Below are 24,216 nucleotides of genomic sequence, written 5' to 3'. Positions count from 1 at the left end.
TAATCGGGAAAAATCGCCGATAACATTCGGTAAACATAATTGCCCGATAACAGGCAGGCCTTTGGCAGGGCAGAGCGGATCAGGATGTTAGAGTTCGTCAACGTCAGTAAATCATTTTGGACCGGAAAACAGCGCAAGGTGATCCTTGATCGCGCATCATTCCGCGTGGATATCGGCAATAGTCTGGGTATCTTGGCCCCGAACGGCACCGGCAAAACGACGCTGATCAACATGATGGCGGGTCTGGAAAAACCAGACGAAGGCGAAATTCACCGCATGTGCCGCATTTCATTCCCGTTGGGGTTTATGGGCGGTCTGGTGAACAGACACACGGGCCGTGAAAACGTCCGCTATATCGCACGCCTTTACAGCCTAGACCCCGATTACATCGAAGCGTTCTGTCGCTGGCTGTGTGATATCGACGAATATTTCGACATGCCTGTCGGAACCTACAGTGCAGGAATGCGCGCGCGGCTTGCGTTTTCTTTGCTGCTGTCGCTTGAATTCGATATGTATCTCATCGACGAAGGCATGCCGCAAACAACCGATCCCATCTTTAACCGCAAGGCGGGCGACCTGTTGCGCAGCAGGCTGGAATCGACAACCGTTATTATTGTATCGCACCAGGCTGAAACTTTGCAGAAGTTCGCAAAATCGGCCGCCGTTCTGATGAATGGCCAATTGCATATGTTCGACACCTTGGAAGAGGCAAAGCAGCTGTATGACTATGAAACCCAAGGCTAGAAAATTCCGGTTACGCACACCGGATCAAAAACCAACCGCTGAGCAGCCCGCTGAAACCGCGCAGCCAGCCGAACAACCGCGGCCCAAACAGCAGCCCCCTGCTGAACCAAAGCCGCCCGTTGATGGCAACATCGACACCCCGAACCAAGTTGCCGCCGAAACCGATATCGATGCCATCCGCAAAGAGGGCCTGACAGGGCGCCAACTGCGCATGGCACGGCGCATGGCGCAAAAGCATAACATCACCGCGGTTTCGGATTTTGATGCCGTCAGGCAGCTGCGCGCACGGGGCATTGATCCGTTCGAACGGTCGTCTATCCTAGAAATCGTCACGCAAGAGGGCGGAAATGGTGGCGGTCAGTTACCTTCAGCAGGTCCCGCAATGACCGGTGCGCCTCGCCGCGCACAATTGCCCCAGACCGTTCCACAGAAAAGCCGCGCACTCACCGAACCCGCGGGCGAAGATCCTGCCGAACGCCGCGCCAGTGAAATACTGCGCATCCAGCAAGACATCGCACGCCGTCGCCGCCGCAAACTGATTGCACTATTCTCGCGGCTTGCTGTTTTTGTGCTGCTGCCGACAATTTTGACGGGCTATTACTATTTCATGATCGCGACACCGATGTACGCGACCAAATCCGCCTTTGTCATTCAACAGGCGCAGCCGTCTAGCGGCTCTAGCGGCTTTGGCAGTTTGCTGCAGGGTACATCAATGGCGACCCAAGCGGACGCGATCGCCGTTCAAGAATACCTGCTGTCCTTGGGCGCAATGACGCGATTGGACGAAAACGAAGGGTTCAAAGAACACTATAGCCAAGAATGGATTGACCCAATCCAACGACTGGCCTCGGACGCAAGCGATGCTGATGCGTATAAGGTGTATCAGCGCCATGTTACCATCGGCTATGACCCAACCGAAGGCACGCTCAAGATGGAAATTGTGGCGGCAGATCCCGAAACCAGCCAACGCTTTTCCGAAGCTTTGATTTCTTATGCCGAACAGCGCGTCGACCAGCTGACCCAACGCATGCGCGAGGACCAAATGTCAGGCGCATTGGCCTATTATCAAGAGGCCGAACAGCGGCGCGATGCTGCGCTTCAGGAACTGCTGCGCATCCAAACCGAGCTAGAGACCATCAGTCCGGACAGTGAAATCCAGCTGATCATGGGGCAGATCAACAATCTGGAAACCCGCCGTCAGGATAAAATTCTGGAACTGGCCTCTTTGCAGTCGGTCACGCGCCCGAGCGAAGCACGCGTCAACGCGGTCGAAGGCGAAATTTCTAGCCTTGAAGGGTCCATTGGTGAACTAAGGCAGCAACTGACCGAAGCCACTGGCGACGGTAGTTCACTAGCCACCAAAACGACCGAACTGCGTGCTGCAGAAGAAAACTATCAATTCCAAATTGTTCTGGTTGAACAAGCGCTGGCATCAATGGACGCTGCCCGCAACGAAGCGAACCGTCAGGTCCGTTATCTGTCCACCAGCGTCGAACCTATTGCACCAGATGATCCGACCTATCCAAAAGCGTTTGAAAACACATTGGTCGCATTGCTGATCTTTGCGGGCATTTATCTGATGATTTCGCTGACCGCATCGGTCCTGAGAGAGCAGGTTTCATCCTAACCTCTTTCCCCATCCGATAACCGTGCTAACCTGCCCTTAGATTTAAGGGCAGGTTTTTTCATGTTTCGATTTTTCGCCGTTCTAGCCGCGTGTATTTTTGCATTTTCGGCCATCGCTCAAGATGCCCCCACAGGCACGATCACGACAGGCAGCACGGTCGCGAGCGACAGCGCAATTGGCGACCGTATCAGCGATATCATTCAGGAACTGGGCGGATACGAAGACGTGTCCGTCAGTGTGAACGACGGCATTGTCACCTTGGATGGCACTGCGACATCGGCAACAGAGATCAGCGCGCTGAATGCGCTGGTTAACCGTGTTGAGGGCGTGGTTGCGATCAAGAACGATGTCGTTGAAACAGCTGATCTGGGTCGGCGTCTGGACCCTGCACTGGATCGGTTTCAAGCGCGCTGGGAACAGTTTCTGGCCAACCTGCCTGTTGTTCTGGTCGCGATTGCTGTCTTTGCTGTGATCCTTTGGATCGGCACCCGCATCGCGGCTATGCGCCGTTTTTGGTCACGGCTTGCCCCAAACAGCTTTGTCGCTGATCTGTACCGCCAAATTGTGGTTTTGCTGTTTGGTTTGGCAGGTCTGGTCATCGCCTTGGATATCCTCAATGCGACCGCTTTGCTATCGACCATTCTGGGTGCTGCGGGGATTATCGGTCTAGCCCTAGGCTTTGCCGTAAAAGACACTGTCGAAAACTACATCGCCTCTGTGATGCTATCGTTACGCCAACCGTTCCGGCCCAATGACGTGGTCGAGATCAATGGAGATCAGGGCAAAGTCATTCGATTGACCAGCCGCGCGACGATTTTGTTGTCGTTCGATGGCAATCATATTCGCATCCCAAATGCGACCGTATTCAAAAGCCGTATCGTGAATTTTAGTCAGAACGAAGAACGGCGCTTTCTATTCACGCTCTATGTGGCGACCACGTCCGATATTGGCGGCGCGCGACTACTCGCCGCGAAAACAGTTCAGGCCCTGCCGTTCGTGATCGACACACCCGCCACAGAAAGCTGGATCGATACGATCACCGAATCTGGCGTCGGCATTACCGTTGCGGGTTGGATTGATCAGAATCAGACGTCCATTAACCTCGCGCGGGGCGAAGCCATACGCCAAGTCAAAGGTGCTTTCGAATCTCAGGGCATCGAAATGCCCGACACCACATACAGGATTCGCGTTGAAGGCTCCTTAGATCAACCCGCACCCGCCAAAGCTGCGTCCGCGCCGGTAAACAATGCCGAAATATCACCAGTTTCCGCCCAAACCGATGCCGATTTGGACCGCTTAATCAACGAAGAACGCGATAATAAAGATACCGAAGACCTTTTGGACGGCAGCGCGAAAAAAGAGTGAAGTTTTTGTCGAAACACTCTTGATCCCCCCCGAAGCAGACGTTAATTAGCGCACCACTGCTGGGGTGTAGCCAAGTGGTAAGGCACCGGTTTTTGGTACCGCGCACCGTAGGTTCGAATCCTACCACCCCAGCCAGTATTTCCTGACATTGATAATTTTATTACACCCGTTAGGGTCATATTTTCTTTGCCATAAATCGCGCAAAGAAAAAGCCCGATCAAAAGACCGGGCTTCGAATTCTTTTGTTTGTTAGGAACGGCTTAGTTGCCGCTGCCCAACTGCGAGATAACGTTGGAGTCAACGTCACCGCCGGTTTCCAGCGCGTCAGTGATGTTGTTTGCTGCAGCGATCTGCTCCAGAACTTCTGGGCTGCTGCCAACAAAACCAACGTTAGGATCGGATGCCAATGCGACGGCACCAGCCAATTGCTGTTTCTGTGCAGGTGGCAGGCTGTTTGCAACATTAACAACGGTCGCAACAACGGCACCGATACCAGCGTTGATTTCCGATGCGGGCAGGCCAGAGTTACGTAGAGTCTGCATTAGAGCTTCGGTCGCCAACTGACAGCTCGCAGGATCGGTCGAACATGTTAGGTTCAAAGCGGCCAGTTCGGCAGACAGGTCAACTTGTGCGTTTGCAGCTGCACCGAACATTGTCGACAGCGAAACGGCTGCTACGGCAAGAAATTTCTTCATTGGTTTTACCTCTATCAATGTGCGACGCTCGTTAACCGATAACACCGCTAAAAGCATAAATACTGAGTTTCACAATAACACCTATCGGATACATTTTGAATATCCGATAGGTTAATCCTGAGTTTAAAGCGCTTTATTGACAAAATCACAACGGACCAGTTCAAAAATTAAGCACCATAGTAGCCATCATAGCGATAACTACGGCTCGATCCCTCGAAACAGCTGAGAGCCGTGACAATTTTCACATTACCACGCGATGCATTGGCCAGTTGTTCATAGGCGCTGCGCACCTCGGATTGAGTCGCTTCGCCGAATCGCACGCACATTACGGCCGCATCAACGTGGGGTGTCACATATCGCGTATCCACAACCGGAACCAATGGTGCTGTATCTACGATAATCACGTCAAAGCTTTGACGTGCACCGTTCAAAAGCCCAGAGAACACATCAGACTGTAGCGGTGCATCTGTCGGTACATTGGACTTTTTCCGCCCCAAGATCACGCCAGCATTCGTCAAAGGATCGACCACATAGAATTGTTCGACCTCTTTTTCACCATCCAGCAAATCGTTGGATTTCGCATCCTTGCGTGGGTGCGATGTCCGATCCATCAGATATTCTAGCAGACCAGTTTCAGGCTCGGCGCCCAGATATCCGTGAATGCTTGGGTTGCGCAGGTCTGCGTCGATAAGCAATGTGAGTTTGCCAGCCGATGCATAGGTACGCGCCAGGGCAAGCGCGGTTGTTGATTTACCTTCTGCTGGGATTGCAGAGGTCACCATGATGACGCGGCCGCTCTCTGTCTGACCAATCTCTTCGTCAATGCTCGCTCTTAATTTGCGGAACGATTCTGCAAAGGGTGACATTGGGTCAGAGACTACGCGATCCGATAGCACTTCGGTCACATCAGTGGTGTTCACCTTTGGAATGATACCACCCATCGGAACAGGAACGATGTTCTTTAGCTGGCTCGCCGAAGTGATGCCGCCAAAATAGAATTCTTTTAGGAACGCCAAACCAACACCCAGACCCGCGCCTAGAACCAGCGCCAATGCCATGACGAGTTTCTTGTTCGGATAAGATGGGGCGGTAGGTACAAGCGCGTCGGATACGACACGGCTGTTTGCAACCTGCAAAACGGCCTGAGTTTCCAGATCACGAATACGGCCCAACAACTGGTCGTACTGGCGCTGTGCGATGCCTGCTTCTTGTTGCAAGCTATAGATGTCGGCCAACGTTGCAGGCGACAACTCGCTTTCCAGCGCGGCGCGCTGCGCTTCGTCCTGTAACGCGATGCGGCTGTCTTGGAACTCCAACATCTGCGTCTCTAGGCTTGCAAACGCAGCCTCACCCCGAGCGGCAATTTGGGTTTCCAGTTCAGCCAGTCCCGCAGCCAGATCAAAAGCTTCTGATGTTCCCGCTTCGGCGGATTGTAGGCGGTTTTGCAATTGTTGACGCTGACGTTCCAACGCGGTTAGCGCAGAGTCGCCAACCTGTGACGCCAGTGTTTCCCAATCGCCCGCATCAAACGCATTTTGAGCCAAGGCGATGGTTTGTTCAAAATCGGCAATCTGTTCGTTTGTATTTTGCAACTGGCGACCAATCGCCGCCAATTCGGGGTTACCGGTTTCTTCGGCCAGTCGAATGACGTTGGTTTCAATATAATCGCTCAGGGCCGAATTGCTTTGCTCCAAACGCGAACGCGCAGATTGTAGCTGTCCTTGCAAGACGTCGCGCGATGCAATCGACGTGCTGGAACGACTGGCGATTTGATCCTGAATATAGGTCGCCGCATGGGTATTTGCGATCTGCGCAGACAAATCCGGATCGGCTGTGGTGGCCTGAACCGCAACGATATACGTCAATCCGCGGCGGCGCACCGTCAATGCATCGCCAAAACGTTTAAGGCTCGAGCTAAGAAGTTGGGTGCCACTCGGCGCAGCAGGGAGTTCAAAACCTAATGCGACCTTGAACTGATCCAGCAGCGATACCGAAGGTCCAAACTCTTGGGTGCTTTGCAGGTCCAGCGCTGTAATCGTCTGAATGGCCAAATTCGACGATTTCAGGATTTCGACCTCGGTTTCGAGGCGGGTGCTTTCGATGGACGAATTGCTATTTCCAACCTGCGTCGGATCCAACAGGTTGGTTTCCTGAGGGTCGATTTTCACCAGCGCCGTTGCCGTATACAAAGGCGTCGCTTGCGTCAGATAAACAAACGCAACAGCCAAAACGATCAAAACAGTGATGCCAATCAAACGGGCTTGTCGACGCAGCACCGCTACAACGTCTCTCAGGTCAATGAAATCCTGATTTTCTTGCATTAATTAATCGTCCTTCAAATTCACCACAGGTGTTTTCACACCTGGTTTTGTCGATACTAATAACTTTCGGTCGTTCGACCCCGGAATAAAACGCACAGCCGCTAATCGCCCCGACTGATAGGCCCCGATATCAACGTTTACACGATTATCGGTCATCAAAACATCATCAACTATCACGTGGCCATGAACCAACACTTCGTCGCCTGAATAGCCATCGCATTGCTCGGGCGGGCCCCACAGCAATAATTCAGGGGATTGCTGTGCCGCGTCCGCACCCAAACCATAGCCTGCGTGCGCAAAGCGCAGGTTGCCTATTTCCAGTGCAATCGGCAAACCATTCAAAAACACGCGGTGGGCATCTGGAATGCCAACATCCAGTTTCCGTTTGAGAATCCGGGTTTCTGCGCGAAACCCTTTTTCTGTGGTCGGTCGCACGCCGTAAGAGGCAAGTGTTTCTTCACCGCCAAAATCGATCCAATTCAGGTGACGCTCTGGCGTTTCGATGAATTTGACCATCATGTCTTCGTGGTTGCCGCGCAGCACAACCCGATCAAAGTTTTCAGGCGGTGGGCCGATCAAACGATCGAGCATTCCGGCGGTATTCGGCCCACGGTCCACAGCATCGCCTAAGCAGACGATCAGCTTTGGACCATTGATCGACGCGCCATCCGCGACGATCTGTTGTTCCAGTTCGTTGTATAGATCCAAGCACCCGTGGATATCACCAATCGCGTAAATCGCGGCGGGCTGTTGTTTCAAACGCAGAATGCGATGCGCGACTGTGCTTTGCATTTGGGGACGGCCAAAAAGCATCTTAGTACTCCCTCGCACGGCTGCGACGGGCCAGCCCCAACGCAACAATTGCCACGAATACGTATGTGTTGGCAGCAATCTCTAGGCTGAAATCACCCAGCGAATGCATCGCGCCCAAGACAATCACACCTGTCGCGGCCGCTGCAGGAAAATAGCTGCGTTCGCGAATGAAAACCGATCGTGCGACCATTACGAATGCAATCAGCACGGCCAGCATGGGCAGCGAACCAGCAATCACACCGAGTTCAGACCACAGTGTCAGGTAGGTATTGTGAGGCTTATCCCAAATGAGTGACGTGGATAGCGTGGGTAAGTGAAACCCATGAAACGCTATTTCATAGCTATCCAAACCAAAGCCCGTTGCCCAACGATCAGCAATCATAGCTAACGACTGTCTATACAATTCAATCCGCGTTTCGGAATCGACGAACAGAAACACCAATCGCTGCAACAAAGATTGCCCGAACATGACAGCCAGAACAGCCCCCCCAGCAACAGCGGCAGCAGCCGATCCCACGATCACTCGGATACGAGATATCCCCGTTTTTAGCAAAATCACCACAATAGTGGTCCAGGCGCCTGCGATCGTAGATGCCAGGCCCAATCTAGACCCAGATGCTAGCAGCGCGGCAAATACGACAAAAACCAAAATGGTCATATAGGCCGCATCTGTTGTGAAACCTTTGACTCGCGATTTGCGGTTCGGGGAACGACGCGCTGGCGACCGCATCTCAAACAAAACCATCGCAGCACCAATGACCACGCCCATCCCCATATAGGTGGCAAACGAGTTGCGGTTGATGAATGTACCCGTTGCGAACCCTTCGTAGGTTGTTTTGGCCTGAAATAGCAGGGTATCGCCGAAAACGCTGAGCGATAGCAGCGCCCAGACGGCATGGGCGACGATGCCGTAGAACACCCAAGTCACGAGCTTTTCCGTGCGAACGCGGTTTGTACAAACCTCTGAAATCAGGACAAATAATATCCCATAGGACACCATGCGCGGTATCGCCAGCGCCGTTGCAGATGCAGTTTCAGACAGCGTTGCGCCGCCTATGGGAATGATTTGAATGACAGACCAAATGATCGCAGCCAGCCCCGGCAACACGACCCAGCGATAATTTCTGAATTGCGTCGGGCGATTGGGATCCAAACGTGCGACCATAGCGAAATAAATTGCGGTCAACGCACCAATCAAAAAGATCGCCGCCAACCACGCCAATGGCCTATTTGCACCAAATGGGATCGGCATCAAAAACAGCAAAACCGCAATGACCTTTGCCATGACGTCGTTCAAGCGCGACGCTGCTTTAGGCGATTCCCGAAGCTTGCGTTCGTAAATTTCGATAACTTCAAATTCGAACAACGACTGACGCTGCTGGGGCTTTTGCGTCCGCGAAGGGTCAACGGCCGCTGGCTTTACATGGGAAAAATCGATCACAAGCCAGTCCCCCGCTGAGCCGCTTGGCGAACCAACCTTAGGAACGTACGCAACGCGCCAGGATCAGCCCCCTCTAACGCAGACGCCAACCATTCGCGATGTGCAGGATTGGATTGATATAGATCGACCAGATAAGGGCGATAAATATGACTTTCGACCATCAGCTTGGCATCATTCGCGGCCGCATCGCCCAATGCCGCTGCGCCCAAACGAAAAGCAAGCCGCAGTCGCCGTGTGGCGAGCCACCCTTCGGACGGCGCCAATTGGTAGGATCGTTCATAAGCCGCAAAGGCCTCATCTGGTTGCCCAATGATGGCCAGCGCATCAGCGCGAACTAGATGCGCCACAGCAGCGTTCGGCGATACGGCTAAGATTTCGGATGCTCGCTGTTCGCATGACGTCGCCACGTTTTCTAATGCAGTCCGCCCAAACAGTGGCCCGACAACGGATGCCAGATAGTCATCGCAGTTACGCATTTGAAATGTGTGGCTGCTGTTCGACAAAGAGGATGCAAAGACTGGCTGCTCTTGCAGCGCAGACAGATACATTTGCGTCTCATCAGGTGCTGCCATGACCGAATTAAACTCGGATCTTACAGCGAAACACGCAAAGGCTACTGACGCCAAACCGGTCAACACCATTGCGTTACGAAAAATATTCAACGTCAAACTCCTGAACCGACAAAATGCCCCGACGGTCCGGCCTTTAAAAAATGTAAGTGTAGTTTACCTTTGCAAATGACTTATAGCAACGCAAGGTAAGACAATCCTTCCTTTGCGTTGCAGATTTCAAACAAAATGGGTCGAAACTGCCCCGATTAGCGACAATAACGCGCGGCTCCCATTTGCACCAACTGACGCCCCGACAGAGTGACATGCTGGTCCGCAGGCAAAAAGGCGGCGTTCTGTAAATACCACTGCCCCAACGGGGCTGGCAGGCGTGTGCTGATCACTTGCGCTGCGTGTCGATTATCCGCAGCTGACCCGCCGCGCGGCGCGTGGAAGCCAAAATTTGCGCTGCGCGTCACGCAAGTGTTTGTCGATCCCAGATACAACGTACAAGCTGATGCGCACCAGCCATCAATGCGAATGGTTTCCCCCGTCAGCACCGCCATACTTACGTTCATCAGGTATTCATTCACATTTCCACCTGGATCATTCCTGATCACACGCACATTCGGTGCAGCCTGAGCCAAACCACCAATGAACATTAGCAGCACAACAGCGATCTTTCCAAAAAACGCAACACGGGACATCACTGAATTACCTTTTCCTAACGCAAACAATTTCGGCGGCAGCACGAATGGATCTGGCGACTTGCGTTTTCAGCAAACACCATCTCTGGTTTACGACTGCTTTCGAGTTCGCCCCTATATTGCGGAAAATATTGAGGATTTACCTCAAGTCGTCGGCATAGAGGAGTATAACGCCCGCGTACCCAACTACACGTTCAGGTAATGAATGATGCCGACAAGGTGGTCATCTATATGCTACTAAAATCTCGTCGGAAGTATAACATTTTCAAAACGATACCACTCACGCGAAATTTGCCAGCGCAGTCGCTTGCAAATTGCATACCGACTGCGCCGCGCTAGGCGATTCTTTTTCAGATCACTTGCGCTAGGGTTTAATCTTGATGCGATTGCGCCTGTTCAACAGCGATTTCAGCCATTTTTATCGCCGCGTCGCGATTTGCAGCTACAGCGATAAATAGGCCGTTGTGACAGAACTTTGCGCCCTTCACACCGCTGGCTTTTTCTAGATCTTCGTCTGTTAAACCAGCCCAGGCTGCTGGTAGATCAGCACGTTGTTCAAAACTATCGCCACTGATCCGAATGCCGCCAATCGCCCAGTCGGTGCCCCGCGGGTTCACGACGAACAGCAAATGATCCGCTTCCGCCTTTTCAATGGCCGATCGGAACGGCATTCCCATTGGCAATTCTAGGATGGCGGAATCGCCTGCCGCTGCGATCGCATCCATAACCATCGCTTCAGCACGTCTTTTCGCCGCCTTTTTACCAATCGCGGCTTCAACGAACGCGCGTGCGATCGGTAAAGCGCGCGCAAAGGCCTCATCATCAACACCATCTGCACGGTTATCGAATTCAGGTTTCAGGCTTTCTAACAAGACAGGCAAAGTCATCGCGACCAACGGCCCCGCAACCGATGGGTTCATCGCTCCATTGTCCATTTGATCGATCGGCAAAACAAACCCCTGATCGAAACTGGCCCAAATTTCTTCAAGGTGCGCCTCTGGAATATCTAACGCCGCCAAATAATCGCGGCCAAAGTGTTTCCACACCAACCCGAATGAACTGTAGGGGTTTTCATCATCACGCAAAGGCGTTGGGCGCTGGTGGTGATCGAAAATGAACTGGTCCGCATCGTAATCACGACCGACATCGTAAATGATCTTGCCAGCACCGGGTGTGATCCATTCATCGTCGCGCGTCCGCACGATCGCCGCATCTGGGAATAGTCGTGTCAGAATGACGGACGACAGCAACTCATCGGCATGAAATCCACCCGAATGGGTCACAAGATGCGTAATGGTCATGAAATCACCTATGGCTCAAATGAAAACGGCGACCGTTTGGATCGCCGCCAATTCAATCACAGGCCCCTATCCTGCAGATCACGCATTGCCTAACGCAAATAACGGGGCCGAGACAAGCCAGTGTTGGCAATGGTCTAGTCGACCTCTTCCACTTCAGCGACGAAACCCCCATTGTAATCTTCGCTTTTGCGTCGAATTTGCGACTGTTCCACCACACGATCGCAAGCGATCCCTTTGAAGTCGTCGATACTGTCGAACCCTTTGCGTGTCAGATAATCCAACAGATCGTCTTTTAGATCTTGGATCAATTTCACGCCAACGCCGCCACTGCCTTTTTCTTCCATCGCGGCGGTGCAAACCTGTAGGTTGCCTGCCCCATGGGCGATGAAATTGAACGCTTCGTTGAAACCTTTGATCCCGCCGATGCCGGAAATCGATTTGCCGGGCAAGGCACGCGAAATATCGGACACCCGTTGTAGGGCTTGGTTTAAGATCGCAAGGCCACCCATACCACCAGACGATACGTACCCGTCTACTTCTACCTCGAATTTCATGGTTTCAGGATCCATCAATGGCATCGACGGAAATGTATTACACAGCGAAATCGCAGAAGCACCCGCGTCATAGGCAGCCTGCGCACCATCAACGACCGTGGATGTTGCGGGGGTCAGTTTAACCCAGATTGGGACACTGACCACAGAAGTGACGGCCGCCATGATGGACCGAATGATGTCTTCATCATTTGCGATATGCGCGCCCATATCTTTGCGATCCATGTGCGGGCAAGACAAATTCAACTCCAGCGCATCGCATCCAGCCCCCACACAAGCGGTCGCCAGTTTGCGCCAATTGTCCATTTCCTCTTCGGTCCCAGTTCCGGCCATGATCGACCCAATCAGCATTCGATCAGGATAGGTCGACTTGATCTCTTCTAAATCGGGCAACCACAAATCCAGCGGCTGATCAGAAATCAATTCCCAATTCCACGACGAATGCGACACCGTATCAGGGCGTTTGGTCCGCGATACATAGGGTTTTGTTTCACTTGCCCGCTGAAAAATAGTGCGCGGCCCCGCAACGTTTTCAACAGGATGCAACCCAATGGTTTTGGTCACAACGCCACCCCAACCAGATTCAAACGCCTTCATAATCTTTCGTTTGCTTTCAGTCGGAGGCGCCGAGGCCAGAACGAAAGGGTTTACGAAATCTAGGCCGGTGAACTTTGTAGCAAGAGTGGGCATTGCAGCATTCCTTATTTTACCGTCTGGTAAAAATCCTCAGGCCGATCATGAAATATGTCAACTATTACAGCGATCAGACGGCCGATCAGACGAAACTTGGCGGGCACAACCCAAAAAACGCACATTTTTTAGCACTTCGCCCACTGTCTAAGCATTTTCAAACACAAAGCCCAGACATACGAAAGGCGCCCATTGGGCGCCCTTGGATTGGTCATCAAAAAGAACAGACGCTGTCCGCAGCCTATTAGTGAGTCCAAACACCGCGACGGTTGGTTGCGAAATTTTCGCCGTAGCCACCAGCGCGAATGTTCGCAGAACGTGTCTTTGGTTCTTGCACAACAGCCTCGATACCGTGCGCTTCAGCATATTCCAGCGCGGCTTCTTTGCTGTCGAAACGCAGTTTGACCTGCGCTTGGGTATCGGACGACGATGTCCAACCCATCAGTGGGTCAATGTCACGTGCGGACGATTGAGCGTACTCCAAAACCCACTGTTTGGTCTTGGCAACGCCGGATTGCATGGCGGTCTTAGCTGGACGGTAGATTCGTGCACGCATTGGATGGCTCCGTATTTGTTGGCCTCTTATCCCGAAAAACGCGGCACAGTTCAAGACGCGATAGACCAATGCGCCTTTGGCCCTTGAAGGTGAACAAAAAGAGCACATTATAGACCCGACATCAGGAGCCGATATGCACAACAATTCGCCCGAACACATGCCCGTCATGCAAAACCGCGCGCCCCAGCAACGCGAAAAGCTGGAAGGCGGCAAACGGTTTGTCATGAACACCTCCTTTGAACCTGCGGGCGACCAACCCACGGCGATCAAAGAATTGGCAGCGGGCATTTTGGACGGCGATCACGATCAGGTTCTGTTGGGCGCGACCGGCACCGGTAAAACATTCACCATGGCCAAGGTGATCGAAGAAACCCAGCGCCCCGCCATCATCCTTGCCCCGAACAAAACGCTAGCAGCCCAATTATACGGCGAATTCAAAGGGTTCTTTCCCGACAACGCCGTAGAATATTTCGTGTCCTACTACGACTACTACCAGCCCGAGGCCTACGTGCCGCGGTCGGACACCTATATCGAAAAAGAAAGCCAGATTAACGAACAGATCGACCGAATGCGCCACTCGGCCACGCGGGCGTTGTTGGAACGCGATGACGTTATCATCGTAGCGTCGGTGTCCTGTATCTACGGTATCGGTTCGGTCGAAACCTATTCGGCCATGACCCAAGACCTGTTTGCAGGCAAAATGTATGACCAACGCCAAGTCATGGCCGATTTGGTCGCTCAGCAATACCGCCGCAATGATGCTGCGTTCCAACGCGGCTGTTTCCGTGTGCGCGGCGATAGTTTGGAAATCTGGCCCGCTCACTTGGACGATCGCGCGTGGCGTCTGTCGTTCTTTGGCGAAGAATTAGAGGCGATTCACGAATTTGACCCGCTGACGGGCGAAAAAACAGACACCTTTGAAAAGGTCCGCATCTACGCGAATAGTCACTATGTGACGCCGCGCCCGACCATGAATCAGGCGATCAAAGGCATCAAAGAAGAATTGGCCATTCGTCTGAAACAAATGCAGGACGAAGGCAAATTGCTAGAGGCCCAGCGCCTAGAACAGCGCACGAATTTCGATCTGGAAATGCTAGAGGCAACAGGCGTTTGCAACGGCATCGAAAACTATTCGCGCTATCTGACGGGTCGCGCTCCGGGTGAACCGCCGCCCACCCTGTTCGAATTCATCCCCGACAACGCGATTGTTTTCGCGGATGAAAGCCACGTTTCGGTTCCGCAAATCGGCGCGATGTACAAAGGCGACTATCGCCGCAAATTCACGCTGGCTGAACACGGGTTCCGCCTGCCGTCGTGCATGGATAACCGCCCGCTAAAATTCGAAGAATGGGACGCCATGCGCCCTCAGTCGATCTATGTGTCGGCCACGCCCGCCGCGTGGGAACTGGAACAAACGGGCGGCGTGTTCACCGAACAGATCATTCGCCCCACGGGCCTGTTGGACCCCGAGATTGAAATTCGCCCCGTCGAAACCCAAGTCGACGATCTGTTGGACGAAATCCGCCGCGTCACCGCCGACGGCTACCGCGTTTTGTGCACCACCCTGACCAAACGCATGGCCGAAGATTTGACCGAATACTTGCACGAACAGGGGATCAAGGTCCGTTACATGCATTCGGACATCGACACGATTGAACGGATCGAAATCCTGCGCGATCTGCGTTTGGGGGCTTTTGACGTTCTGATCGGGATCAACCTACTGCGCGAGGGGTTGGATATCCCCGAATGCGGATTGGTCGCCATTCTGGACGCAGACAAAGAAGGTTTCTTACGGTCCGAAACGTCTTTGGTTCAGACCATCGGCCGCGCAGCGCGTAACGCCGAAGGCCGCGTGATCATGTACGCGGATAAAATCACAGGATCGATGGACCGCGCGATCAAAGAAACCGAACGCCGCCGCGCCCGTCAGATGGCCTATAACGACGAACATGGGATCACCCCGCAGACTGTCAAAAAGAACGTCGAAGATATTCTGGCCGGCCTATACAACGGCGACACCGACCAATCCCGCGTCACGGCAACTGTCGACAAACCGCTGCATGGCGGCAATCTGGAATCCGTTCTGGACGGCCTGCGCACCGACATGCGCAAAGCCGCCGAAAACCTAGAGTTCGAAGAGGCAGCCCGCCTACGCGACGAAATCAAACGTCTGGAAACCGTGGATTTGGTGGTGTCGGACGATCCATTGGCCCGTCAATCTGCCGTGGATTCCGCCGTCGAGGAGAGCCGCAAAGCATCAGGCCGGTCATCTGCCGGCCGTGCAGGGCAACGCGGCGGAAACAAACGCAGCCGCAAATCGCGTTAAAACACAATATCGGTCGCGACATAGGTCGCGGCCACACCCGTTTTGACAACCGCGCCAACCATTTTGCGCGGGCCGCAAGCAGTCAACGTAGATAAAACAGCAATAATTAACACAACACGCATCGTTCACTCCTTTGCAGGACGGTTGTCTATGATCAGGCCTGTCCAGAAAACCCCAAAAATTCCACCAATTCCTTAGACTGGCGCAGAAAACACAACGGAACCATTCCGCGGACCACGCGTTGTATAGGCAAATGTTCAATTGGAGTGTGTATTATGGAATATGGTATTTTTGGTCTGATCGTTCTGATCGCTGACATCTACGCAATCATTCAAATCGTTGGTTCGCGCGCAAGCGGCGTGTCGAAACTGATCTGGGCGCTGGTTGTTTTCTTCCTGCCTGTACTGGGCTTTATCGCGTGGCTGGTCGCAGGTCCGCGTTCGTCGGCAGCAACCGTATAAACAAAATCGGGCGGGGATTTCCCCGCCCTTTTTCATCGGATGACATGCACCGAACAATTTGCATGCCGCACAACGCGCGCAGCCGTTGACCCCAAAAGATAATCACCCAACCCCGGATGATGAGACGCCATGACAATCAGATCAACGGCGTGTTCTTCGGCCCAATCCAGAACAGTGCGACCCGCATGACCATCAACCACCCAGACATTCGCATTGGGCAATCGCGCGGCCATGCCTTGTAGTTCGGCACGGATCGCGTCGCGGCTTTCGTTTCTGAAATCATCAGGCATGAAAGACACAGCGTAGCTGGGCACTTCTTCCATCACGTGAAGCAAGCTAATCTTACCGCCACCCGCGACCAGCGTTTTCGCAATCGGCAGCGGATCCAGGTGTTCGAACCCAGCATCAAAGGCAACGGGGACGAGGACGTGTTTGTACATGGCAATCTCCTGCAAACTTGCAGGGATCATCACCCAAACCCATCTCAGCTGCCTTGATTTAGATCACCTAGAAATCGAAAAGCTCGGACAGGAAGCTTTCTTTGCGCTTTTTCTTATACGATTTGCGATATTTGTAATCGTCGTCATCACGGCGATAGTCGCGGTCTTCATAACGCGGCGCAGGGGCGGGTTCTGGGGACGCATTGGATCGTTCGATAATTTTATCCAATTCGCCGCGATCCAGCCAAACACCCCGACATTTTGGACAGTAGTCGATTTCCACACCTTCGCGGGTGGCCATAACCAATAGTTCGCCGTCGATTGGACACTTCATTCGGTTGATCCTCTGTCTGTTCGTCTACATCCTAGATGGGTTCGTAATTCTACGAAGCAAGTAGGAGTTTCCGTCGCGCATGGCAAAAACAGCGATCATCCTGGGCGCCGCCGTATGGAAAAACGGCGCATCGCCCGCACTGATGCGGCGCGTTCTGAAAGGCGCTGAATTATACCGTGTGGGGCGCATTTCGCGCATCATTGTCACGGGCGGATTAGGTAAATACCCCCCAACCGAAGCATCGATAATGCACCGTGTTTTGATAGCGAATGGCGTGCCCGATGACGCAATCACGATCGAGGATAAAGCGACCTCTACCTACGAAAACTTCGCGCTGTCCAAATTACTAACCAATGCGAAAGAAATTACCATCGTGACTGATTGGTATCACATCCCGCGGTCGTGGCTGGTTGCACGTCATCACGGGTTTCGCCCCGATTTTGCCTGCCCATCAGGGCGCGGCGCGAACCCGGGGACGCAAGTCCGCGCCGCAGTAAGAGAGGCTATCGCAATCCCCTACTATCTGCTGAAATACTGGCGTTAGACCTCGACCTCGACCTTGCCGATCGGGTTGGAACAACAGGCCAAAATGTAGCCGTCCGCAATGTCATCGTCAGAAATGCCGCCGTTGTGGACCATATGCACATCGCCCGACGTTTTCTTGACCTTGCAGGTGCCGCAAACGCCGAATGTGCAGCCCGACGGAATGTTCAGGCCGTTCGATTTCGCTGCCGCCAAAATGGTGTCCGTCTGCGCAACCTTGGCCGTCACGCCAGACAGGGCAAAGGTAACTTCGGCGCTGGTATCTTCATCTGGCACCAGATCGTCTAGGTCAGGCACGTCAGACGCGGTTTCGGCTGGCGCTTGGAAACTTTCCTGATTGTAGCGGTCCATGTCATAGCCCAGACCTGCCAGCGCTTCGCGCACGGCCAGCATGAACGGCTCTGGTCCGCAGCAATAAACATCGCGCTCCAAATAATCGGGCGCAAGCAGGCCCAGCATCAGCTGATTGAACTGCCCTTCGAACCCTGTCCAAGGTTTATAGCGGTCCGCTTCGCTCACGATCCATTTCAGTTTGATGCCCGGAACGCGGCTGGCCATGTGTTCCAGACGTTCGCGGAAAATAATCTCGGACGGGCGTTTGGCGCAGTTCACGAAAACGATGTCAGGTTCTTGGCCCAGATCCCACATATAGGTGGTCATCGACATGGCGGGCGTGATGCCGCTGCCTGCGGTGATAAACAGGTATTTTTCAGCAGGTTTGTTCATATGCGTGAACACACCTGCGGGGCCGAATGCCTTTAGCTGCATGCCCGGCTTCAGGTGATCGATCATCCAGCGGGTGCCGATGCTGTCTTCCTGCGCCTTAGCCGTGATCGAAATCGACCGCGGACGCGAAGGCGACGACGAAATCGTATAGGTCCGGTGCACCGTGCCCGATGGCGCAGGAATTTCCAGCGTCAGGAATTGCCCCGGCAGGAAATCAAACATCGCGCCAGTCGGCGACCGAAAGGTAAAGGTCGCGGTATTTGGCACCTCTGGAATGACGGAAACGCATTCCAAAGGCTCTGCATCTGTCCAAATCGCACGCGGGGGAATTGGTAGGTCTTTCATCGCTTACTCCGCCGCGATCTTCATTTCGGTATCGCCAGACATCTGGCCGCAGTACCAATCGACAAATTGAATGACACCAGATTCCTGAATGGCGGAATATGGGCCAGGCACGAAGGCGGGCGAATTGATGCCTGCTTGGTTATTCTCAACCACTTCGCGGTCTTCGTCGTTGGTGTGCATCCACACCTCGGTCAGGCGGTTCAGGTCATAATCCACACCTTCGACCGCGTCTTTGTGCACGAGCCATTTGGTCGTAACTTGCGTTTCCGTCGGGCTGATCGGGGTCACGCGGAACACGATGGAATGGTCGGGCAGGAAATGGTTCCAAGTGGTCGGATAGTGGAATTTGAGCAGCGGGCCGGCATCATCCACGCCCACATTGCCCAATTTACGTTTCACCGCAAATTCACCGTCCATAGTATAGCTTTTTGTGCCCATATTCAGCGGAACGCGCGCCAAACGATACTGACCGCCCTGCGCGATATGGAACTGCGACGTGATGCCAGCGCTTTCCAGTCGGTCGAAATGGTTTTGCAGGCGTTCTGGGACCGATCCGTCTTCTTCGACGCCAGTGATCGACGGGTCTTCGGGATAAGTGCGGCACAGCGAAGGGTGGTTGCCCGCGCAGTGGTAACATTCGCGGTTATTTTCCCAGACCAGTTTCCAGTTGCCGTTTTCCACGATCGACGATTCAAACGCGACCTTGGCGTTTTCCAGATCGTGGTGTTCCAGATAGGGGCGCGCCTGATCGGCAAAGGTATCGAAATCGGGCGCCTCGTCTGCAAGGCAGATATAGATCATGCCAGCCAGATTGCGGCAGTGAACCGTTTTCAGCCCGTGTTTCGACGCGTCGAAATCAGCACCCATATCTTTGGCCCACAGCAGGCGACCGTCCAATTCATAGGTCCATTGGTGGTACGGGCAGACCAGTTTCGGAGACGATCCTTTGGCCTTGGTGCACAAAACGGACCCACGATGGCGGCACGAATTGTGGAACGCCCGAATTTCGCCATCGGCCCCACGCACAACTATGACGCGATATTCACCAACCTGATGGGTAATGTAATTCCCCGGTTTCGGCAATTCACATGCAGGCGCGACAAACAGCCACTGACGATAAAAAATCGTCTGTAGATCAGCCTGAAAAATTGATGCGTCCGTATATGCCGCACGTGGAAGTGCATGCCCTGGAACCCGTTCGGCCAACATCTGGGACACTTGCAGCGTCATTGTCGTTCTCCTGCCGCAAATCACGGCGATAAAAATGGGTGGGACGACAAACAGGCCACGGGGCGCGCGAAATATGCACACCTGATCCGCGTCTGCACCGCCGCCCGCGGTTGACGTTTCAGCAAGGCTGGTTTCCGGACTTCTAGTTGGGGCGAACCCTAGCGCGACACCTTCCCGGCTCCTCCCCAGTGGTATGTCGCCGCGCCTAAATCTAGTTACCGTTGCGGGGGCAGTGCCGGACTTGAACCGGCTTCCCAATTCTCGGACCCGTGGGCCCGCACCTTACGCCTATACGATAGCAGCCTAATGATTATGCGATTGGCCCGAAAACGACCTGAACGGTGCAAAATCGGCACGGAAAAATTTTACCCACAGGCGATTGTGGAAAACTAAATATTGACGAAGTGTGAACAAAAATATCTAGATGATGTTGCTAAGGTTCCCGTGATTCACACGGGCTAAGAGGGAAGCCAGTGTAAATCTGGCACTGCCCCCGCAACTGTTAGCGGCAAGCATAGCTGAATCGCCACTGGGTCACCCCGGGAAGGCCAGCCAAGCGTCAAAGCCGCAAGTCAGGAGACCTGCCGAGGCACCATAGTACGACCACAGGCGGAGGGTCTGGGAGCGCATTTAGGTGGAATATTCCCGCCTGCTCCACGTCCCTTGTGCCGCTTTAAAAAACCAACTGGGGAACCGAGCAATGACCATTACCGTATATTCCAAACCAGCCTGCGTTCAGTGCACTGCGACGACTCGTGCTTTGGCAGCCAAAGGCCTGGATTACCAAGTCATCGACCTGACCGAAGACGACGCTGCGCATTCGCGCGTGACCGAAATGGGCTACCGTCAGGTGCCTGTTGTTGTCGCCGGCGAAGATCACTGGTCCGGTTTCCGCCCAGACCTGATTGGCCGTCTGGCCTAATCACACCATGATCGGCATCGTCTACTTTTCATCCCGTTCTGGGAACACACAAAGGTTTATCGATGCCTTGGGTCTGCCAGCCCAGCGTATTCCAATTGTTGCGAATGCGGATCAACCAAAGATTGCCGCGCCCTATGTTCTGATTTGTCCCACATATGCGGACGGAAACGGCAACGGCGCGGTTCCCAAACAAGTTATCCATTTCCTGAACGATCCTGCCCGCCGCAGTTTTATTCGCGGTGTGATCGGCACAGGAAACCGGAATTTCGGCCCGACCTATGGGATGGCCAGCGATGTTATCGCGAAAAAATGCAACGTGCCGCTGCTGTACAAATTCGAACTGGCGGGCACCGAAACAGACATCAACCGCGTCCGCGCGGGACTGGAAAAGTTTGAGGGGATGACATGCTCGATCACGGCATGAAAGACGGCGAAACACTGGACTACCACGCGCTGAATGCGATGCTGAACCTGTACGACGAAAACGGCCACATCCGTTTCGAAGCAGACCGCATGGCCGCCCGTCAGTATTTCCTGCAGCACGTGAACCAGAACACCGTGTTCTTTCATTCGCTGGACGAAAAACTGCGTTATCTGGTCGAAGAAGGCTACTATGAGGCCGAAGTTCTGTCCCAGTACCCCCGCGAATTCCTGACCCAGATCTGGGATGCCGCCTATGCCGCGAAATTCCGTTTCCCAACCTTTTTAGGCGCATTCAAATATTACACGTCCTACACGCTGAAAACCCGTGACGGTCAGCGGTATCTGGAACGGTTCGAAGACCGCGTTGTCATGGTTTCGCTGGCTCTGGCGCGCGGCAATCAGGAACACGCGATGGCATTCATGCGCGAAATCATCGCCGGTCGTTTCCAGCCTGCGACGCCAACATTCCTGAACGCAGGCAAGAAAAGCCGCGGCGAGCTGATTTCCTGTTTCCTGCTACGTCTAGAAGACAACATGGAATCCATCGGTCGCGGTATCAATTCGGCCCTGCAGCTGTCCAAACGCGGCGGCGGCGTGGCTTTGATGCTGACCAACATCCGTGAACACGGCGCGCCGATCAAAGGCATCGAAAACCAATCCTCTGGCGTGATCCCTGTGATGAAATTGCTAGAGGATTCATTCTCTTATGCGAACCAGCTGGGCGCACGTCAGGGCGCGGGAGCTGTATACCTGAACGCGCACCACCCTGATATCCTGCGGTTCCTGGATACCAAACGCGAAAACGCGGATGAAAAAATCCGCATCAAAACCTTGTCGCTGGGCGTTGTGATCCCTGACATCACGTTCGAATTGGCGAAAAAGAACGAAGACATGTACCTGTTTTCGCCGCATGACATCGAAAAGGTCTACGGCGTTCCATTCTCGGAAATCTCGGTCACTGAAAAATACGACGAGATGGTCGACGACAAACGCATCCGCAAGAAAAAGATCAACGCGCGCGAATTCTTCCAGACGCTGGCGGAAATTCAGTTCGAGTCCGGCTACCCCTACATCATGTTCGAAGACACGGTGAACAAAGCGAACCCGATCGACGGTCGCATCACCATGTCCAACCTGTGTTCGGAAATCCTGCAAGTGAACGAGGCGTCGAAATTCAACGACGACCTGTCCTATGATCACCTAGGCACCGACATTTCCTGTAACCTTGGGTCGCTGAACATCGCGAAAACCATGGACAGCCCAGATTTCGGCGCGACCGTCGAAACCGCCGTACGTGCGCTGACCGCCGTATCGGAAATGTCCGCGATCGACAGCGTGCCATCCATCCGCCGCGGCAATGACGAAGCCCACGCAATCGGCCTAGGCCAGATGAACCTGCACGGCTTCCTTGCCCGCGAACGCGTTCATTACGGCAGCGCCGAAGGTGTGGATTTCACCAGCGTCTATTTTGCAGCGATCACCTATCATGCGATCCGCGCATCCAATCAAATATCCATCGAAAAAGGCGAAACATTCGTCGGCTTTGACAAATCAACATACGCAACCGGTGAATTTTTCGACAAATACACCGACCGCGATTGGCTACCAGAAACCGAAGAAATTCAGGCGCTGTTCGACCGTATGAACGTCACTCTGCCGACCCGCGATGATTGGGCTGCGCTGAAAAAATCGGTGATGGAACACGGGCTGTATAACCGTAACCTTCAGGCCGTTCCGCCAACGGGTTCGATCAGCTACATCAACAACTCGACCTCTTCGATCCACCCGATCGTGTCCAAGGTCGAAATCCGCAAAGAGGGCAAAATCGGCCGCGTTTATTATCCAGCCGCGTTCATGTCGAACGACAATCTGGAATACTATCGCGATGCCTATGAAATCGGCCCAGAGGCGTTGATCGACACCTATGCCGCCGCCACCGAACACGTGGATCAGGGCCTGTCGCTGACGCTGTTTTTCCCGGCCGAGGCAACGACCCGCGACATCAACCGCGCGCAAATCTACGCGTGGAAAAAAGGCATCAAAACCATCTACTACGTGCGCCTGCGCCAGTCGTCCCTAGAAGGGACCGAGGTTCAAGGCTGCGTTTCTTGTACTTTGTGAGGATGACATGAAAGACCTGACCACATCCATCCCCCGCGCCATCAACTGGAACCGCCTACAGGACGAAAAAGACCTAGAGGTATGGAACCGCCTGACCGTCAATTTCTGGCTGCCTGAAAAGGTGCCTCTGTCGAACGACATTCCCAGCTGGGGCACATTACGCCCGGAGGAACGAGAACTGACGATCCGCGTGTTCACTGGTCTGACGCTGCTGGACACCATCCAGAACGCCGTTGGCGCGCCTGCCATGTTGCCCGATGCCCAGACCCCGCACGAAGAGGCGGTTCTGACCAACATCGCCTTCATGGAGGCCGTCCACGCGCGGTCCTATTCGTCGATCTTTTCGACTCTTTGTTCCACCAAGGAGGTCGACGAGGCATTCCGCTGGTCCGAAGAAAACCCGCACCTTCAGGCCAAGGCGCGTTTGATTCTGCAGGAATACAACACGGACGCCGACCCGCTGAAACGCAAGATCGCCAGCGTTTTTCTGGAAAGTTTCCTGTTCTATTCTGGGTTCTATCTGCCAATGTACTGGTCCAGCCGCGCAAAGCTGACCAACACCGCAGACCTGATCCGTCTGATCATCCGCGACGAAGCCGTGCACGGCTATTACATCGGTTACAAATTCCAGCGCGCGCTGGAAACCGCGACCGAAGAACGCCGCCAAGAGCTAAAAGACTTCGCCTTTGCGCTGATGTTTGATCTGTATGAGATTGAATCGAAATATGCAGAGGAACTCTATGACGATATCGGCCTGACCGAGGACGTCAAAGCGTTCCTGCATTATAACGCGAACAAAGCCCTGCAAAACCTAGGGTTCGAAGCGCTGTTCCCACCCGCCGCCTGCGAGGTAAACCCCGCAATTCTGGCGGCATTGTCGACCGACAGCGAAAACCATGACTTCTTTTCGGGGTCGGGTTCGTCCTATGTCATCGGCAAAGCGGTTGCGACCGAAGACGAAGATTGGGATTTCTAAAAATCCCCGC

General features: G+C 53.7%; 24 protein-coding genes, 1 tRNA gene and 2 riboswitches. Of the genes, 11 read left to right on the top strand and 14 right to left on the bottom strand.

Features of this window, described 5'->3' with window-relative positions:
• Window positions 1–84 precede the first annotated feature (84 nt).
• The 4 genes from BVC71_RS15165 to BVC71_RS15150 all read left to right on the top strand — a co-directional run bounded on the left by BVC71_RS15165 (window position 85) and on the right by BVC71_RS15150 (window position 3,871).
• On the top strand, window positions 85–744 hold the full coding sequence (locus tag BVC71_RS15165; protein WP_086452545.1) for an ABC transporter ATP-binding protein: 660 nt from the start codon (window positions 85–87) through the stop codon (window positions 742–744).
• The gene (locus tag BVC71_RS15160) at window positions 722–2,371 is read left to right on the top strand and encodes a KpsE/RkpR family capsule polysaccharide export protein (RefSeq protein WP_086452544.1); all 1,650 of its coding nucleotides are present in this window, start codon (window positions 722–724) and stop codon (window positions 2,369–2,371) included. The genes BVC71_RS15165 and BVC71_RS15160 overlap by 23 nt, the downstream gene beginning before the upstream one ends.
• Before the next feature lie 60 nt (window positions 2,372–2,431).
• Complete coding sequence (locus BVC71_RS15155; RefSeq protein WP_086452543.1) at window positions 2,432–3,736, top strand: mechanosensitive ion channel domain-containing protein; 1,305 nt, start codon at window positions 2,432–2,434, stop codon at window positions 3,734–3,736.
• 60 nt (window positions 3,737–3,796) lie between these two features.
• Window positions 3,797–3,871: transfer RNA gene (locus BVC71_RS15150), tRNA-Gln, on the top strand.
• A gap of 125 nt (window positions 3,872–3,996) precedes the next feature.
• On the opposite strand, the gene BVC71_RS15145 is transcribed toward BVC71_RS15150, so the two are convergent.
• The 9 genes from BVC71_RS15145 to BVC71_RS15100 form a co-directional block, all read right to left on the bottom strand.
• The gene (locus tag BVC71_RS15145) at window positions 3,997–4,431 is read right to left on the bottom strand and encodes a hypothetical protein (RefSeq protein ID WP_086452542.1); all 435 of its coding nucleotides are present in this window, start codon (window positions 4,429–4,431) and stop codon (window positions 3,997–3,999) included.
• Between the two features lie 167 nt (window positions 4,432–4,598).
• Window positions 4,599–6,752: a GumC family protein gene (locus tag BVC71_RS15140; RefSeq protein ID WP_086452541.1), complete on the bottom strand. Its 2,154-nt coding sequence runs from the start codon at window positions 6,750–6,752 to the stop codon at window positions 4,599–4,601.
• A 3-nt stretch (window positions 6,753–6,755) separates the two neighbouring features.
• Window positions 6,756–7,565, bottom strand: a complete 810-nt coding sequence (locus tag BVC71_RS15135; RefSeq protein ID WP_086452540.1) for a metallophosphoesterase — start codon at window positions 7,563–7,565, stop codon at window positions 6,756–6,758.
• A 1-nt stretch (window position 7,566) separates the two neighbouring features.
• Window positions 7,567–9,006 (bottom strand): O-antigen ligase family protein, encoded by a 1,440-nt coding sequence (locus BVC71_RS15130; protein WP_086452539.1) that lies wholly within the window; start codon window positions 9,004–9,006, stop codon window positions 7,567–7,569.
• Window positions 9,003–9,668 carry a hypothetical protein gene (locus BVC71_RS15125; protein WP_133064559.1) on the bottom strand — a complete coding sequence of 222 codons (666 nt, stop codon included), beginning with the start codon at window positions 9,666–9,668 and terminating at the stop codon, window positions 9,003–9,005. Before BVC71_RS15125 ends, BVC71_RS15130 begins: the two co-directional genes overlap by 4 nt.
• A 155-nt stretch (window positions 9,669–9,823) precedes the next feature.
• Complete coding sequence (locus tag BVC71_RS15120) at window positions 9,824–10,261, bottom strand: hypothetical protein (RefSeq protein ID WP_133064558.1); 438 nt, start codon at window positions 10,259–10,261, stop codon at window positions 9,824–9,826.
• Window positions 10,262–10,632: 371 nt separating this feature from the next.
• Window positions 10,633–11,562 (bottom strand): MYG1 family protein, encoded by a 930-nt coding sequence (locus tag BVC71_RS15115; RefSeq protein WP_086452536.1) that lies wholly within the window; start codon window positions 11,560–11,562, stop codon window positions 10,633–10,635.
• A 134-nt stretch (window positions 11,563–11,696) separates the two neighbouring features.
• Entirely contained in the window at window positions 11,697–12,803 is a 1,107-nt protein-coding gene (locus BVC71_RS15110) for a tRNA-dihydrouridine synthase (protein ID WP_086452535.1), read from the bottom strand.
• Window positions 12,804–13,047: 244 nt separating this feature from the next.
• Entirely contained in the window at window positions 13,048–13,359 is a 312-nt protein-coding gene (locus BVC71_RS15100; protein ID WP_086452533.1) for an ETC complex I subunit, read from the bottom strand.
• Window positions 13,360–13,492: 133 nt separating this feature from the next.
• On the opposite strand from BVC71_RS15100, the gene uvrB reads away from it, so the two are divergent.
• On the top strand, window positions 13,493–15,685 hold the full coding sequence (gene uvrB / locus BVC71_RS15095; RefSeq protein WP_086452532.1) for an excinuclease ABC subunit UvrB: 2,193 nt from the start codon (window positions 13,493–13,495) through the stop codon (window positions 15,683–15,685).
• Here uvrB and BVC71_RS15625 read toward each other — a convergent pair.
• Window positions 15,682–15,807, bottom strand: a complete 126-nt coding sequence (locus BVC71_RS15625) for a hypothetical protein (RefSeq protein ID WP_276268541.1) — start codon at window positions 15,805–15,807, stop codon at window positions 15,682–15,684. The genes uvrB and BVC71_RS15625 overlap by 4 nt on opposite strands.
• Window positions 15,808–15,960: 153 nt before the next feature.
• Between BVC71_RS15625 and BVC71_RS15090 the strand changes: the two genes are divergently transcribed.
• Window positions 15,961–16,146, top strand: a complete 186-nt coding sequence (locus tag BVC71_RS15090; protein ID WP_086452531.1) for a PLDc N-terminal domain-containing protein — start codon at window positions 15,961–15,963, stop codon at window positions 16,144–16,146.
• A 32-nt stretch (window positions 16,147–16,178) separates the two neighbouring features.
• Here the strand turns inward: BVC71_RS15090 and BVC71_RS15085 are convergent, their stop codons facing one another.
• Window positions 16,179–16,586 (bottom strand): universal stress protein, encoded by a 408-nt coding sequence (locus BVC71_RS15085; protein ID WP_086452558.1) that lies wholly within the window; start codon window positions 16,584–16,586, stop codon window positions 16,179–16,181.
• 67 nt (window positions 16,587–16,653) lie between these two features.
• A complete protein-coding gene (locus BVC71_RS15080) occupies window positions 16,654–16,920 on the bottom strand; it encodes a TFIIB-type zinc ribbon-containing protein (RefSeq protein ID WP_086452530.1) in 267 nt (88 codons plus the stop codon).
• 79 nt (window positions 16,921–16,999) lie between these two features.
• Here BVC71_RS15080 and BVC71_RS15075 point away from each other — a divergent pair, with 79 nt between their 5' ends.
• Window positions 17,000–17,464: a YdcF family protein gene (locus BVC71_RS15075; protein ID WP_086452529.1), complete on the top strand. Its 465-nt coding sequence runs from the start codon at window positions 17,000–17,002 to the stop codon at window positions 17,462–17,464.
• Here BVC71_RS15075 and BVC71_RS15070 read toward each other — a convergent pair.
• Both BVC71_RS15070 and BVC71_RS15065 read right to left on the bottom strand, forming a co-directional pair.
• Window positions 17,461–18,534 carry an FAD-binding oxidoreductase gene (locus BVC71_RS15070; protein WP_086452528.1) on the bottom strand — a complete coding sequence of 358 codons (1,074 nt, stop codon included), beginning with the start codon at window positions 18,532–18,534 and terminating at the stop codon, window positions 17,461–17,463. The two genes, BVC71_RS15075 and BVC71_RS15070, sit on opposite strands and share 4 nt — an antisense overlap.
• A gap of 3 nt (window positions 18,535–18,537) precedes the next feature.
• Complete coding sequence (locus BVC71_RS15065) at window positions 18,538–19,764, bottom strand: aromatic ring-hydroxylating oxygenase subunit alpha (RefSeq protein ID WP_086452557.1); 1,227 nt, start codon at window positions 19,762–19,764, stop codon at window positions 18,538–18,540.
• 108 nt (window positions 19,765–19,872) lie between these two features.
• Window positions 19,873–20,064, bottom strand: a riboswitch (cobalamin riboswitch).
• Window positions 20,065–20,183: 119 nt separating this feature from the next.
• A riboswitch (cobalamin riboswitch) is annotated at window positions 20,184–20,367 on the top strand.
• Between the two features lie 97 nt (window positions 20,368–20,464).
• Here BVC71_RS15065 and nrdH point away from each other — a divergent pair.
• The 4 genes from nrdH to nrdF are packed head-to-tail and all read left to right on the top strand — an operon-like array spanning window position 20,465 to window position 24,206.
• Window positions 20,465–20,686: a glutaredoxin-like protein NrdH gene (gene nrdH / locus BVC71_RS15060; RefSeq protein WP_086452527.1), complete on the top strand. Its 222-nt coding sequence runs from the start codon at window positions 20,465–20,467 to the stop codon at window positions 20,684–20,686.
• 7 nt (window positions 20,687–20,693) lie between these two features.
• Window positions 20,694–21,110, top strand: a complete 417-nt coding sequence (gene nrdI, locus BVC71_RS15055; protein ID WP_086452526.1) for a class Ib ribonucleoside-diphosphate reductase assembly flavoprotein NrdI — start codon at window positions 20,694–20,696, stop codon at window positions 21,108–21,110.
• Window positions 21,092–23,230 carry a class 1b ribonucleoside-diphosphate reductase subunit alpha gene (gene nrdE / locus BVC71_RS15050; protein ID WP_086452525.1) on the top strand — a complete coding sequence of 713 codons (2,139 nt, stop codon included), beginning with the start codon at window positions 21,092–21,094 and terminating at the stop codon, window positions 23,228–23,230. Before nrdI ends, nrdE begins: the two co-directional genes overlap by 19 nt.
• Window positions 23,231–23,237: 7 nt before the next feature.
• The gene (gene nrdF / locus BVC71_RS15045) at window positions 23,238–24,206 is read left to right on the top strand and encodes a class 1b ribonucleoside-diphosphate reductase subunit beta (protein ID WP_086452524.1); all 969 of its coding nucleotides are present in this window, start codon (window positions 23,238–23,240) and stop codon (window positions 24,204–24,206) included.
• The last annotated feature ends 10 nt before the right edge of the window (window positions 24,207–24,216 follow it).

Origin of the sequence: Marivivens niveibacter (genome assembly GCF_002150005.2) — a bacterium.
Taxonomy (GTDB): Bacteria; Pseudomonadota; Alphaproteobacteria; order Rhodobacterales; family Rhodobacteraceae; genus Marivivens; species Marivivens niveibacter.
The sequence above is the reverse complement of the archived record's forward strand: the minus strand, read 5'-3'. Positions and strand labels throughout refer to the sequence as shown.